7 protein-coding genes, 2 tRNA genes and 2 rRNA genes are annotated in these 15,300 nt (G+C 44.5%); 1 reads left to right on the forward strand and 10 read right to left on the reverse strand.

What is annotated here, in order from left to right; genetic code table 11:
- The 4 genes from VGA95_00640 to VGA95_00655 form a co-directional block, all read right to left on the reverse strand.
- Nucleotides 1-2,744 (reverse strand): 23S ribosomal RNA (locus VGA95_00640); the annotation flags it as partial.
- A gap of 182 nt (nucleotides 2,745-2,926) precedes the next feature.
- Nucleotides 2,927-3,000, reverse strand: a tRNA-Ala gene (locus VGA95_00645).
- A gap of 75 nt (nucleotides 3,001-3,075) precedes the next feature.
- A tRNA-Ile gene (locus tag VGA95_00650) sits at nucleotides 3,076-3,152 on the reverse strand.
- Between the two features lie 166 nt (nucleotides 3,153-3,318).
- Nucleotides 3,319-4,905 (reverse strand): 16S ribosomal RNA (locus VGA95_00655).
- Nucleotides 4,906-5,292: 387 nt separating this feature from the next.
- Here VGA95_00655 and VGA95_00660 point away from each other — a divergent pair.
- Complete coding sequence (locus VGA95_00660; GenBank protein ID HEX9665051.1) at nucleotides 5,293-6,471, forward strand: glycosyltransferase family 4 protein; 1,179 nt, start codon at nucleotides 5,293-5,295, stop codon at nucleotides 6,469-6,471.
- Between the two features lie 117 nt (nucleotides 6,472-6,588).
- On the opposite strand, the gene asnB (VGA95_00665) is transcribed toward VGA95_00660, so the two are convergent.
- The 6 genes from asnB (VGA95_00665) to VGA95_00690 form a co-directional block, all read right to left on the reverse strand.
- Nucleotides 6,589-8,520, reverse strand: coding sequence for an asparagine synthase (glutamine-hydrolyzing) (asnB, locus tag VGA95_00665; GenBank protein HEX9665052.1), 1,932 nt, complete (start codon nucleotides 8,518-8,520; stop codon nucleotides 6,589-6,591).
- 134 nt (nucleotides 8,521-8,654) lie between these two features.
- Complete coding sequence (locus VGA95_00670) at nucleotides 8,655-9,809, reverse strand: glycosyltransferase family 4 protein (GenBank protein HEX9665053.1); 1,155 nt, start codon at nucleotides 9,807-9,809, stop codon at nucleotides 8,655-8,657.
- A gap of 284 nt (nucleotides 9,810-10,093) precedes the next feature.
- Entirely contained in the window at nucleotides 10,094-11,308 is a 1,215-nt protein-coding gene (locus tag VGA95_00675) for an ABC transporter permease (GenBank protein HEX9665054.1), read from the reverse strand.
- Between the two features lie 124 nt (nucleotides 11,309-11,432).
- Nucleotides 11,433-13,157, reverse strand: coding sequence for an asparagine synthase (glutamine-hydrolyzing) (gene asnB, locus VGA95_00680; GenBank protein ID HEX9665055.1), 1,725 nt, complete (start codon nucleotides 13,155-13,157; stop codon nucleotides 11,433-11,435).
- A gap of 472 nt (nucleotides 13,158-13,629) precedes the next feature.
- Nucleotides 13,630-14,004, reverse strand: a complete 375-nt coding sequence (locus tag VGA95_00685; GenBank protein ID HEX9665056.1) for a hypothetical protein — start codon at nucleotides 14,002-14,004, stop codon at nucleotides 13,630-13,632.
- The gene (locus VGA95_00690; protein HEX9665057.1) at nucleotides 14,004-14,906 is read right to left on the reverse strand and encodes a CotH kinase family protein; all 903 of its coding nucleotides are present in this window, start codon (nucleotides 14,904-14,906) and stop codon (nucleotides 14,004-14,006) included. Before VGA95_00690 ends, VGA95_00685 begins: the two co-directional genes overlap by 1 nt.
- Nucleotides 14,907-15,300 lie beyond the last annotated feature (394 nt).

Below are 15,300 nucleotides of genomic sequence, written 5' to 3' on the forward strand. Positions count from 1 at the left end.
ATAGGGACCGAACTGTCTCACGACGTTCTAAACCCAGCTCGCGTACCGCTTTAATGGGCGAACAGCCCAACCCTTGGGACCTTCTACAGCCCCAGGATGCGATGAGCCGACATCGAGGTACCAATCCCCGCCGTCGATGTGAACTCTTGGGCGGGATAAGTCTGTTATCCCCGGCGTACCTTTTATCCGATAATCGATGGCCCTCCCACGTGGAGCCACCGGGTCACTAAGGCCTGCTTTCGCATCTGATCGACCTGTAGGTCTCACAGTTAAGCTCCCTTATGCCTTTGCACTCTGCGCCTGGTTTCCAATCAGGCTGAGGGAACCTTTGCACGCCTCCGTTACTATTTAGGAGGCGACCGCCCCAGCCAAACTACCCGCCTACCATTGTCCTGAAGCCGGATAACGGCCCTCAGTTAGAACTCTAGAACTACAAGGGTGGTATTTCACCTTTGCCTCCACCCTGCCCGAAAGCAGAGTTTCACAGGCTCCCACCTATGCTACGCATGAAGCACCAAAATCCAGTGATAGGATATAGTAAAGGTGCACGGGGTCTTTCCGTCCCGCAGCGGGTATCTGGCGTCTTCACCAGAACCACAATTTCGCTGAGCCTTTGGCCGAGACAGCGCGGCAATCGTTACACCTTTCATGCAGGTCGGAACTTACCCGACAAGGAATTTCGCTACCTTAGGACCGTTATAGTTACGGCCGCCGTTTACCGGGGCTTCGGTTCAAGGCTTCTCCTGGCAAGCCAGAATAACCCATCCCCTTAACCGTCCGGCACCGGGCAGGTGTCAGACCCTATACTTCGGCTTGCGCCTTTGCAGAGCCCTGTGTTTTTAGTAAACAGTCGTCACCGCCTATTCTCTGCGACCCACTTCGGCTTCAGCCGCGAAGGCTTACACCTACTGTGGGCACCCCTTCTCCCTAAGTTACGGGGTTAATTTGCCGAGTTCCTTGGCCAAAGTTCTCTCACGCGCCTTAGTATTCTCTACTCGCCCACGTGTGTCCGTTTACAGTACGGGCACCTAGTCATCAACGCTACGAGGCTTTTCTCGAAAGCATGGGCTCAGTCACTTTGTGGGGCTAACGCCCCTCGTACTCGCTCCTCAGGGTTATGAAAGGACGGATTTTCCAGTCCTTTCCCCCTACAAGCTTGAACCAGGACATCCAACACCCGGCTGACCTACCCTCCTTTGTCACCCCTTCGCTCCAACTAGGTGGTACGGGAATATTAACCCGTTTTCCATCGATTACGCCTTTCGGCCTCACCTTAGGTCCCGACTTACCCTGGGAGGACGAGCCTTCCCCAGGAATCCTTGGGCTTACGGCGAGGTGGATTCTCACCACCTTTATCGCTACTCATGCCGGCATTCTCACTTCCCAACAGTCCAGGCCTCCTTACGGTAACCCTTCTATCCGTTGGGAAAGCTCCCCTACCGCTACACTATTGTGTAACCCGTAGCTTCGGCACCAGGCTTAAGCCCCGATTCATTTTCGGCGCGAATCCGCATCGACCAGTGAGCTGTTACGCACTCTTTAAAGGATGGCTGCTTCTGATCCTACCTCCTGGCTGTCTGTGCGAATTCACATCCTTTACCACTTAGCCTGGATTTGGGGGCCTTAGCTGACGATCTGGGTTGTTTCCCTTTCGACCATGGAACTTATCTCCCATGGACTGACTCCCATGTTAAGCAAAACGGAATTCGGAGTTTGATTGGGTTTGGTAAGCCTTTCAGCTCCCTAGCCCATTCAGTGCTCTACCTCCGTCCGCCATCACATGAGGCTATACCTAAATATATTTCGGGGAGAACCAGCTATCACGAGTCTTGATTAGCCTTTCACTCCGATCCACAGCTCATCCGACAGATTTTCACCCCTGACCGGTTCGGGCCTCCACAGAGGTTTTCTCTCTGCTTCACCCTGGCCATGGATAGATCGACTCGCTTCGGGTCTATCTCCAGTGACTCGTCGCCCTATTCAGACTCGCTTTCGCTATGGCTCCACCTCGTTCGGCTTAGCCTTGCCACTGAAGATAACTCGCCGGCTCATTATGCAAAAGGCACGCGGTCAGGCATTCCGGCATGGGCGCATAGAATGCGCCCCTACAAGCATAGCCCTTCCACTGGTTACAGGCAGAAGGTTGCAGGTTCTATTTCACTCCCCTCACTGGGGTTCTTTTCACCTTTCCCTCACGGTACTTGTTCACTATCGGTCGACGGATCGTATTTAGCCTTGGAAGGTGGTCCTCCCAGATTCACCCAACCTTTCACGTGGGCCGGGCTACTTGGGAATGCAAACACGGAAGACCTTATACTTTCGCCTACAGGGCTATCACCTTCTTTGGCCTATCTTTCCAGATAGTTCGGCTGGCATGAGGTTTTGTAACTTCCTGAGAAATTCACAGATTTCTCCGCTTACACCCCACAACACTCTATGGGCAACGCCTGTGAGCTTTAACACCCATAAAGTTTAGGCTATTCCCCTTTCGCTCGCCACTACTAGGGGAATCTCGTTTGATGTCTTTTCCAAGGGGTACTGAGATGTTTCACTTCCCCCCGTTCGCTTCATAGGGCTATGTATTCACCCTATGATAGCCGAGGTTTGCTCGGCTAGGTTTCCCCATTCGGAGATCCCCGGATCAAAGCCTGCTTAGCGGCTCCCCGAGGCTTTTCGCAGCTTGCTACGTCCTTCATCGCCGTCCATCGCCAAGGCATTCACCATCTGCCCTACAAAACTTAACTGCAAGGCATGAAAAACCTTACATTCTAAAACGCGCCTTGATCTACTCAGCACAATATTCAATTGTCAAAGAACATTTGCGGCTCTATTGCCGCACAACAAATTTAATTTGCCACGAATAAACACGAATAAATTCAAAGTAAAGTATTCGTGAAAAATTTGTGTTAATTCGTGGTGCCTTAAATGGAGGTGAGCGGAATTGAACCGCCGACCTCCTGCTTGCAAAGCAGGCGCTCTCCCAAACTGAGCTACACCCCCAATTCTATGAATTCCAAATCACAAATCCAAAATCCCAATCTTGAAATTTGGTGCTTGAAATTTGGTACTTAATAATGGTGGGCCTAGGTGGAGTCGAACCACCGACCTCACCCTTATCAGGGGTACGCTCTAGCCTGCTGAGCTATAGGCCCAGAATTAAACTATGCCGGATACAGGATACACGATGCATGCTTTATCTTTATCCTATATCATGCATCTTGCGTCCTGCATCCATTATATCAAGGTCTGGCTTAAGAGCACCATATATATAGCAGACACAGCAGAACTGAATAAACACTAGCAAGGTAACTCCGTGTAAAAGGAGGTGATCCAGCCGCAGCTTCCGCTACGGCTACCTTGTTACGACTTCACCCCAATTACCAGCCCTACCTTCGGAGCCTGCCTCCCCTTCGACAAGCTCAGGGGTTAGCTCAGCCACTTCGGGTAGAACCGACTTTCGTGGTGTGACGGGCGGTGTGTGCAAGGCCCGGGAACGTATTCACCGCGGCGTTGCTGATCCGCGATTACTAGCGATTCCGGCTTCATGCAGGCGAGTTGCAGCCTGCAATCCGAACTGAGACGAGCTTTGATGGGATTAGCTTCTCCTCACGGGTTTGCAACCCATTGTGCTCGCCATTGTAGCATGTGTGTAGCCCAGGACATAAGGGCCATGATGACTTGACGTCGTCCCCACCTTCCTCCGGCTTGTCGCCGGCAGTCTCTTTAGAGTGCCCACCTGAAATGATGGCAACTAAAGATAAGGGTTGCGCTCGTTACCGGACTTAACCGGACACCTCACGGCACGAGCTGACGACAGCCATGCAGCACCTGTGCTGACTGTGTGAAGACAAGCTCCACAGCACCCCATGCTTTCACATAGGCTTAAGCCAGCATGTCAAACCCTGGTAAGGTTCTTCGCTTAGCATCGAATTAAACCACATGCTCCACCGCTTGTGCGGGCCCCCGCCAATTCCTTTGAGTTTCAGCCTTGCGACCGTACTCCCCAGGCGGGATGCTTAATGCGTTAGCTCCGGCGCGGAGATATAAACCCCCACACCTAGCATCCATCGTTTAGGGCGTGGACTACCCGGGTATCTAATCCGGTTCGCTACCCACGCTTTCGTCCCTCAATGTCAGTAACAGGCTAGTTAGCCGCCTTCGCCACTGGTGTTCCTCCCGATATCTACGCATTTCACCGCTACACCGGGAATTCCGCCAACTTCTCCTGTACTCTAGCTCCGCAGTTTTAGATGCAATTTTAAGGTTGAGCCTTAAGCTTTCACATCTAACTTACAAAGCCACCTACGGACCCTTTACGCCCAGTAATTCCGAGCAACGCTTGCCCCCTCCGTATTACCGCGGCTGCTGGCACGGAGTTAGCCGGGGCTTCCTCTGGAGGTACCGTCAAGTCTGTGAGGTATTAGCCCACAGACCCATCGTTCCTCCTGACATGGGTTTACAACCCGAGGGCCTTCTTCCCCAACGCGGCGTCGCTGGGTCAGGCTTTCGCCCATTGCCCAATATTCCCCACTGCTGCCTCCCGTAGGAGTCGGGGCCGTGTCTCAGTCCCCGTGTGGCCGTTCACCCGCTAAGGTCGGCTACCCGTCTTAGGTTTGGTGAGCCATTACCTCACCAACTGCCTGATGGGACGTGAACCTTTCTATAGGCGATAGCTAGTTGCCTAGCCACCTTTTACCCCTTTGTCCTCGAACAATGTGGTCTTATCTGGTATTAGTCCCAGTTTCCCGGGGTTATCCCAGTCCTGAAGGCAAGTTATCCACGTATTACTCACCCGTTCGCCGCTCAGTGTATCTAGGGGTTACCCCCGCGATACCTTCGCTCGACTTGCATGTGTTAGGCACGCCGCCAGCGTTCGCTCTGAGCCAGGATCAAACTCTTCATTGAAACTCATTAATCTACTGCTAGCGTATATTCGCCCGCATGTGTCTGCTATTAAATTTTCAAAGAACTAATCAATTTATCAATAATTATTAATTGATTTAAGTCAAGAGATATGTATTATACAAAATGAAAACTACTTGTCAATAAAGAAATACTAAATGAAAAATATTTTGAATCAACTGGTCTCAAGTCGCCAAAGATCAGCCAGAAAATTTACGTATTTTTGATCAAAATATTCATCTATATTAATATAAGCATAAAGTGAGTGAATAAAACTACGATTTATCATGATACGATGAGAGACATCATTAAACTTTATTTTATTACCACTTATCCAAAACCAATTATACCCATGCTTAGGGACATCCTAGAGAGTAATTTTTAGTACAAATGAAGGTCCTGATATATACACATGAGTTCCCCCCATTTCTTGGAGGTCTAGCTAAAACAAGTTTTAAGCTAGCAAGCGGTTTTTCTGAGGGAGGTTTAGAAGTAACTGTCTTAGCCCCACGTTATTCAGATATGGATAATGAGGTTGACATTGAATGTAAATTCCAGATAAAAAGAATGACAGGTCTATCCAGAAACCATGGTATACCTTCGCCTTTGCCAGAAGCGGCCGGCATTTATTCACTATACACCGCGATGAGAAAGTATCGGCCAGATGCTCTGTTGGTTATCACCAGGGAGGGACAAACTTCAGGAGGACTTCTACGTGATTATCCCTTGAAGGTAATTGTGAGAGTCGCGGGCTATGAAGCATATCGATATCTTCTTGGTAAAAAATTTTATAACAGACTGCTCGGAAAACCTATAAAAAGACTTTATATGAAAGCATCGACAATCGTTAGCCCTAGCCAATCTACCAGAGAACTATTGGAATTAGCGGGAATACCCAGGGATAAGATCGAGGTGATCTATAATGGTGTCAGCGACGATATGTTATCTCACAAACCAGACACTGATGCCCTGAAGAAGCTGAGAGCCAAGTTTAATTTGAAAAATGAGGATAAATTAATCCTAACCGTTTCGAGGCTGGTCCCCTCAAAAGGACATAAAGAAGTTATAAGAATCCTACCTCGGTTACTCAAGGAATTTGAAAACTTAAAATACCTGATTGTGGGAGAAGGGGGATACGAAACAGAGTTAAGAAATTTAGCATCTGAGGAAGGTGTTATCTCGAGTGTAATTTTTGCAGGTCCCGTGACATATAATGATGTCAAAGATTATCTTGATCTCTGTTACTTATTTGCAATGCCAAACACCTCTAATGAAGAAAAAGAAAGTATCGAAGGATTGCCTAACGTGATCTTTGAAGCTATGGCAAGGGGAAGGCCAGTAATTACAGGAACTGAGGGAGGGGCAAAAGAAATAGTTGAGCATGGCGTAAATGGATTCGTGGAAGATGGTAATAATATAGACGCAATTTATGAGCATATTTTAGACCTCCTCAAGAACGAAAAAAAGGCGAAAGATTTTGGTGAAAACTCACGAAGGAAAATAGCAGAGGGTTATACTGAAGCCAAAATGATTCAGAACTACTTAAAAATCATTTATGATCAACGATAAATCTACTGAAAATCAACTGTGCTGCTGATCTACGCTAAAAGAATGCCAGAAATTAAACCAATCTTAGGGCTAGCACTATTTCTAGAAGTAATTTGACCAATCTACTTCGATACTTGCCTATGTCCATTTTTCCTTCCACATTTGAAAAACTAGCAAGAACCATATTTTATTGACATTTATAGAAACACCGCTATAGAAATCCTTAATATAGGATGAAACCACCTCCGAGTTAAATATCCCCTCTCTTCGTAACCTGTCCTCATTCAAATACTCCTTTACAACCTGATGTAGTTCACCCTTTAGCCACCTTGATAAAGGTGCCACAAAACCCTGTTTAGGCCTTTCTATTAATTCTCTTGGAATGTGTTTATATAGAACTTTCCTCAAAATATACTTGCTTGTACCTTCATGATACTTGAATTTCAATGGTACACGTGCTACAAACTCTAGCAACCTATGATCCAAGAATGGCTCCCTTCCCTCAAGGCTTACACTCATCGTGGCCCTATCAACCTTTGTCAGGATATCGTCTGGGAGATACGTCTTGAAGTCTAATGCCATTACCTTATTTAATAATTCATTGTTAGGCATTGATTCGATTGTGTCAACATAAGCTGCGTCGTATGAGTAGTTATATTTATAGTCAATAATGCCTCCTAGTTCCTCCGTGGTCCATTTACTTAGGTTGCACTTGTACATCTCGATAAGATTTCCATTGTTGGACTCGATTAGCATATCTCTCCATTTTATATACTTATCCTTTATCTCTTTAACCTCTGGCATAACTGCCTGAAAAGTTCTATAAAAATCGTCAACCCTGGAGGGATTTAGGCTTGTCATTGATTTAATGACGGAATTAGTCAAGAATTTGGGCAGTCTTAAAAACTTTTCGTATAATCGCACATAGGCCTTATATCTCGAATATCCACAAAAAAGCTCATCTCCACCATCTGCTGATAGAGCAACAGTTACATCTTTTCTCGCGAGTTGAGATACTAAGTATGTAGGAATTACAGAATGGTCACCAAGGGGTTCGTCATATATCTCGGGAATCTTGTAAATTATATTTGCAGCTTCCTCGACCGATAAATAGTACTCAGTATGATCGGTCCCAAGATAGCTTGCGATACTTTTCGACCAATCAGCTTCGTTCAGACCGCTTTCATCAAAACCTATGGTAAAGGTCTTTAATTTACTTCCAATGTTATGTTGCAGTAATGCTGTTACTATACTAGAGTCTAAACCACCGCTTAGAAAAACCCCAACGGGAACATCAGAAATGAGTCTATACTTGAAAGAATTCACTAAAAGATTTTCCAGCTCCAAGGTAATTTCCTCTTCAGTGCCCTCGATAGGATCCGCATTATAAAAATCAACTATATCCCAGTATTTTTTCTCAACTAATTTATTCTTATATAGACAAAGATAATGGCCTGGCTTCAATTTAAACGTATCGTGAAAAATTGTATAGGGTGATTGAATAAAACCGAATCTCAGATAATGAGGCAGTATACTCAGATTGATTTCTTTCCTGAAATTCGGGTGTTTAATTAAAGCCTTTAATTCCGAAGCAAATAATAATATGCCATCTTTAAAAAAGTAATATAAAGGTTTGACCCCTACCCGGTCTCTAACCAGATATAGTTTTTGTTGATTCCGATCCCAGATTGCGAATGCAAACATTCCAATGAATTTATGCACACAATCTATTCCCCATTCCTCATATGCCTTAACTAAAACCTCCGTGTCGGTGTTGCTCTTGAAGGCATATCTTTTTTTCTCAAGCTCTTCCCTGATCTCCTTAAAGTTATAGACCTCTCCATTATATGTTATCCATACCGAACCGTTATCGTTCGACATTGGCTGATGGCCGAGCGAGGAAAGATCAAGAATCGACAACCTCGTGTGTGCCAAGCCGACATTATGCTCTTGATCAATGTATAAACCCGAATCGTCAGGTCCTCTATGAGCTAAGGTATCTCTCATCGATCTCAGTATCGACTCATCAGTACATTTATTTATACTACAAAATCCTACTATTCCGCACACGTTTATTTCCTAAAATTACATTTTTACCAAAAGAAACAATTCTGATGGTTAAATGAGACCAATAGATTTTAAGTTTTAATTCTTAATTAGCAATCATGAATTCTCCAGATATGTTGTAGTAGAATAACGCAGATTTAGAATCCATCTAAACCATTTAGTATTTTTTTTACCCTTTCCTCCCATGTGTAATTCTTTACGTCGGAAGCGGATTGGAGGGATATTTTTTCAGCAAGAGCTTCATCTTCTAACACCCTCTTAATACCTTCAAATAAAGAATCAGCACTATCGGGACCGACTAATAAGGCATTTATTTTATCACTAAGTATTTCAGAGATAGCGGGGAGATTTGTCGCAACTATTGGGCGGCATGATGCCATAAACTCAAACAGTTTTAAGGGAGAAGTAAACCCAATAGCGTTCGTTCCATCCTGGATTGTCATGTCAGATGTATAGGGTATCACCAGTGCGTCAGCAGAGAAAAGGTACAGAGGTACAATATTGTGTGGAACAAAACCAACAAACTTAAAGTTCTCTAACTTCTTTTCATTAGCTATGTCTCTATAGATATTAATATCACTCTCAAGTCCTCCGACTATCAAAAAAAGCACATCTTGAAGCCTGCTTGAAACCCTGATCAGCAGATCGATACCCCGTCCCCTATACATGTTTCCAGAGTAGCAAACAATTTTTTTATTTACGGGAAGATTAAGTTTCTTGCGAGCTTCCGACTTTGAGGGAATATTTTGGAATTGTTCTAAATCTACGCCATTATGGGCAACAACCAGCTTTTCGTCCGGGAGACCCAACTGAGAGTATATTTTCCCTAAGCCCCTAGAGTTTGTTGAGAATCTTACTAAATATTCCGATTTCTTGAACATGTTAAATGCGAATCTTGCAGGTCCATTCACCAGTGGATGATGGGCATCATAAATTGTTGGTATTCTAAAGAATTGGGTGGAAAGATAAGTAAAAATGATATTCCTAGTAAGTACTAAATTGTACTTCTGTTTATTGAGCCATACATAAAATGAACTATAGGTACCGTGTATAAAATGCCTTAAAGAGCCGTTAGTAGAGGGGATTGTAGTTATTACATTGAAAATTGGTTCAACACCATAACACTTAAAAATATCAAATTTTGAATCATAAGACTGAAGTATAAGATCGACATTAATTCCCAGCCGAGCAATAGCCTGGCACATTTTCATCACATGTATAGGACTTGCTCCCCTTAGAAAAAGCTCAGGACTACCGACATATGCAACTCTTAACCGCGTTTTATCTTTCAACTTTGCAGTAAATACTCGAAGAATAAACTATATATCAAACCAGTATAAGCTTTTAATTAATGACAAACATTTAATATACTATTAGGGGATTTATTATAACTGAAGAATATGATTTATTTTAAGTTCTGGCATAGGACTTTCCGATAAAAATTACACCGGTGGATTTGTATAATGATAAAGACATGTCCTTTTTATATGAATTGTAAGCATGTATTGAAATCGTTGCTCAACTCAGTCGAAAAAAACAACTATAGATCATACATATAGGGCATGAAGAATGGTGGTTATCCATACCTAAGTGATTCGATCGGATCCAACTGAGAGGCTTTTCTTGCCGGGTATATACCAAAAAATATCCCCACTATTGCAGCAAAACAAAAAGATAAGATAATTGAAGTTGCTGAAACAACCGATGGCCAATTTGTGAATGATGATGAAATTATTGATCCCAATATCCCTAAAATTATCCCTATGAACCCACCAACTACCGATAGTAATACAGCCTCAATCATAAACTGGATCAGTATATCCCACTGCTTAGCTCCAACAGCCATTCTAATCCCAATCTCCCTTGTCCTTTCTTTCACAGATACAAGCATGATGTTCATTATTCCAATTCCACCTACTACGAGAGATATTGAAGCAATGCTCCCAAGAAGGATTGTCATTATCTTTGAAACGGTAAAGATTCTTTCTATATGAACGAGTTGGGTATTTACGTAGAAATCATCTTCCAAATCATCTGCAATCTTTCGTCGATCCCTTAAAATTTGCGTTATCTGCTCCTGTGCTATGGGAACATCTTCAGTTGAGTTCACTGAAACTGATATATTTTCTATATAAGAAATGCCCATTATTCTTTTCTGAACGGTTGTATAAGGGATAATTACCAGATCATCCTGATCCTCACCACTAGGGGTCTGCCCGATAGGGCTCATCACTCCAATTACTCTATAAGAGAAGCCCCCTAATCTTATTATCTTTCCTGTAGGATCCTGATTACCAAATAACTTTGATGCGACTGTAGTGCCTATGACACACACTAATTCAGCATTTTTTACGTCTTCATCATTAAAAAAACTCCCCCTTTCGGGGAACCAGTCGTTGATATAGGTAAATTCCTGGGATACACCTACTATTGTAGTGAACCAGTTCATGTTACCGGAGGCTATTTGTTCCGCTGTATCAATTATCTCCGACACGTGTTTGACAATGCTCAGACCTCTAATTGCATCGGCGTCACTGGCCATTAATGGCTTTTCCTTGTTTAGATTCAGCGTGGTACCACTCCTTGCTCTTTTCCCCGCATTAACAATTAGCGAATTGCCACCTAGACCTGTTAAATTTTCCTCTATCATGAGTTTTGCACCTTGCGTAAGAGCCATCATAGTTATTACAGCAGCAACCCCTATGATGATACCTATAGTAGTAAGGATTGAGCGAACTTTGTAACTTCTTAATGCCTTGTAAGCAATTTTAGATGCAACCCATAGACTCATAACAATTCTTTATCAATTAAAGTATATCGATTCTTTCTAACTCTAACCCAGCACCGATTCAATCAATTGAATATCGATAATCCAGTCCTTGCAATCTATTTAAGGATTTTTATCCATCACAATCTCAATTACCATTACTCAAATATCTCTTCTCCCAAATCTTGAACACAAGAAGGGAAAATAATTTTCTGTCCTGATTTAACAAATGACTTGAATGAAGACGCAGAAGTTTTTTTATATAACTCCTCTTAAAAAATTTTTCCTCGCCACCGAGCAGTATATCCGTTACGTGTTCTCCCCATTCATTTCTAATCCACTTAGCTAAGGGTGGATTAAGGCCTCGCTTCCTGTTTAAAGGAAATTCAGGGGGGAGAAACTTGGCCGCAAGTTTCTTTAAAAGATATTTTGTTACCCCCCCTCTAATCTTCATATTCCCTGGTACCTCGGTAAAAGCAAACTCTATAAGTTTCGTGTCCAGAAATGGAGCTCGCACGCTGATCGAAAAATTCCTACAAATCTTTTCGATCTTTGGGAGAGAATCATTAGCGGTGTCAATGAGTTCTAGATATGTCAGGATGCCAGTCAGTGAATCTGTGTTTGGTAGATCTTGCCTATCGGGATCATATAATTTGTTTCCAAGCTCATCCAATACCCAATCTTGGAATAACCTTTCTCTCAGCGGGGTACTAAAAACTGTCTCCCTCTTTGAATAGAAATCAATCGGTGATAAATTCTCCAGAAAGATTCGCCACTTAGCTTCTTCGGGTATAAGTTTGACGATATTTCTCAAAACCATATCGAAAGGCGGCACGACAAACTTGTTAATCCTCATATTTCTAATAACCTGGGAATGGGTCCTCATTCCAGTAAAAAGGCTGTCTGCCCCATCGCCTGTCATAACTGCATCAACGCTTTCTCCGGCAATCTTACAGCCATAATATGTTGGGATGATAGATGGATCACCAATTGGTTCATCGAAAAGAAAGACAGACGCAAGAAAATCATCAAAATTTGGCCCGACGAGAACTTCTTTATGGTCTGTATTAAAATAATTCGCAATCAGTCGAGAATAAGGCAACTCGCTATATTTATCTTCATTGAACCCGACACTAAAGGTCTTCACGCGGATTGGGGAAATCCTGTTCATTAAGGCCACGATCAAGCTAGAATCGACTCCACCACTAAGGAATGTACCCAAAGAATTTTCGCCTTTCATTCTTAATTTTAAGCTATCGATCAGTATTTCCTCGAGCCTCTCTAGAAGTTTAGCTTCGTTCCCTTTTTCAGGTTCAAAAGTAGGAGGCTCCCAATATCTTCTTGTTTCAAGCATTCCAGACTTTAAATCGAACCTGAGTACCGCACCCGGAAGAAGCTTCTTTATATTTTTGAAGATGCAAAGTTCATCGGGAATATTACGTGAAGCAATAAAGTGGTTTAATGCTGTTAAATCAATCTCTCTATGAAACTGCGGTGTTTCAATTATTGAATCAACTTGCGATGAAAAAATAAATTTTCCATCATGATTTGTATAATAAAGGAATTTCTCACCCACCGGGTCTCTTGCTATAAATAAAATTCCTTTCTCTTTATCATAGATACAAAAGGAAAAAGCACCGTTAAATTTCCTCACACACTCTTCTCCCCATTCCGTGTAAGCACAAGCAACGAGCTCTGAATCAGTTCCACTCTTAAATCTACAGCCCCTTTTTTCTAAGGTAACGACAAGTTCTTTATAATTATAAATTTCACCCTGGTATGTAACACTTATAGAATCTTTTCGCCCCGCCAATAATTCCTCGTCATTTAGAATTACGTTTTCCCCATCGTAAATGCCAAATATCTTACTCATGAGCAAGTATTATGAATCAATCAGTCGCATTTACAACCTCATTATTGTCGTATGACTGGAATAATCGTTGGTGAGAAACCACCAGTTAATGGTCAGCGATGTTACCATTCATTCTGTTAATTCTTGAGGGACGGGGTTAAAAGACCGTCTAATGTTTATGGAATTTGGAAAAAGTGAACTTATCTGGATGAACGTAATAATCAAATAAGCAAAGCCTGACCCGAGTCCCTCACTTTATTTTACGGAATTCTCTAAGTCCAGCTGACATAGAAAATACGATGTTTGTCTTTAAAAAAAACAGGCTCACGCCTTTTTCCACGTTGAGTGATATGGTGTGGTAAGTCAGCAAATACGGTTCTTGCAACCCTGGGCATATACATAAAGTCTAGCATCATATACATCCTTAAAGGGTAGCGTCCCCTTTAATTCCGCGTAAAAAATGGCTTTGTATTTCCTATAGATATAAAGCGGGCTATGGGCTCCGCGGAGGAGGTTGGTTCACCTGCACCTGACCCTGCACATTGACGATCCGCTGGCTCACCCAACCGCGAAGGCCAGTGAAGAGGGCGGCAGCCGCCTCCTCGCTGTCGAACCCCGCATACGGATCTTCCACGAGTGCCGACGTGACCGCCGCCTCCACGCCGTTCAGGAAGTTGTGAAGTGCCGTCTCGGAGAGCGGGCCGGTCATCGGATCGAGGAGACCCATCATGATTGCATTATACTGCGTGCGAAACGTCGGATGGCTGAGGATCACGCGCTGGTATTCCGTCTGACTGAACCCCTTCCGCACCTGCTTTGCGTAGATGTTCGCCCCGACGTCGGTGATCGCACCGTCAAGGTCCCACATCAAATACAGCCGTCTGCGCTCGGGGAACAGGTCCGTGTTGAAGTCGATGTGCCGGAAGTTCTTGCCGTGGGTGAACAGCGCGTCGCCGTTCGAGGAGAAGGCATCAACGGTCCCCTGCGTAGCATGATCTGCATGTCGATGAGATCGGGCAGCTCCGTCCCCAGCGTGACGTCGTCCGGCGTGGGGCATGGCGGGTTCTTCTTGGTGCCGACGGTGAAGGGCGCGTAGCAGAGCGCCGTCCATGCTGGGCTGTGGGGGAGGTCGCCGTCCTCGAGTTCGAAGGACCCGGCGCCGAGATCGTCGATCTCGTAGAGCCACGAACGTCTCACTCCCTCCGAAGTAGTCCCCCTGGGAAGAGCGCGGTTGCGAAGGAACTGGCTGTCCCGCTCCTCCACATTGATGTACACGCCGACGTACTGGCCGTTGATGACGAGACGCACCCAGGCCGCAAGACCAGCGTGGTAGTCGCTCGGGTAGAAGCCCGGTCCGGTTGCCATTTCGTGCAGATTCCAGGCGAGGCCCTCGGAGACTGGATCGGTGTCAGCGCCGTTCTCGAGGCTCAGCTTAGTCAGGCTACGCCACCGCTGCCCGCTGACGAACTCGTTGATGTCCACCTTGTACCCCACCTTGATCGGGTCAGCCTCGGACGGCAGGGCACGGCTCGACTTGCGGCGCACAGAGACGAGGAGCTTGGCATCTTCCTCTCCATTTGCCCAGAAGAGCGCAGGCACCTCGATTTCGTTCGTGGTGTCATGGCGGATGGTGTCCCAGTCGGTCTGCTCCATCTCTAGATTGAGCGTGAGGACCTGAAACGGGTTGAAGACATCCACCCAGGTCTGAGCCCAGGCGGGCACAGGAGCGATAAGACTGAGCGCGATGAGCAGAATCGCTAGATAGCGCATAACTTGTCCTCCCTCTCAAAAAATAAGTAGACTGCAAAAATGCAGTATAATCAACTGCTAAGGGTATTGTACTGCAAATATTTTAATATCCGTACTATAACAAATCTGATTTTATGTCAAGGGAACGAGTTAGATCATAATTAGAATTCCTCGAAATTGGGCTTCGTATCTCCTGATTATTTTAGGTTCAGGCGATCGGAGGTACTAGTATCATATGAGTTGATATGAATAATGAATAAGGGGTCAAACTTTATGGCACGTCCACCCTACAAAACAGTGGCTATCTACTACAAACCGAGCCGCTACCTCATTTAATGTGGGATCGCATAGCCTCTCCAATACATACATTCCGAACAGGGCAATATTTTCTGTTGAGTGAACCCATTGTTCATGA

This window comes from Thermodesulfobacteriota bacterium (assembly GCA_036397855.1).
Taxonomy (GTDB): Bacteria; Desulfobacterota_D; UBA1144; order Nemesobacterales; family CSP1-2; genus DASWID01.

What these genes read in the sequence shown, in the direction of transcription:
- VGA95_00660 (HEX9665051.1), top strand. Translation starts at nt 5,293, where the DNA reads ATGAAGGTCCTGATATATACACATGAGTTCCCCCCATTTCTTGGAGGT.
- asnB (HEX9665055.1), bottom strand. Translation starts at nt 13,157, where the DNA reads ATGAGTAAGATATTTGGCATTTACGATGGGGAAAACGTAATTCTAAAT.
- VGA95_00685 (HEX9665056.1), bottom strand. Translation starts at nt 14,004, where the DNA reads ATGTGGGACCTTGACGGTGCGATCACCGACGTCGGGGCGAACATCTAC.
- VGA95_00675 (HEX9665054.1), bottom strand. Translation starts at nt 11,308, where the DNA reads ATGAGTCTATGGGTTGCATCTAAAATTGCTTACAAGGCATTAAGAAGT.
- VGA95_00690 (HEX9665057.1), bottom strand. Translation starts at nt 14,906, where the DNA reads ATGCGCTATCTAGCGATTCTGCTCATCGCGCTCAGTCTTATCGCTCCT.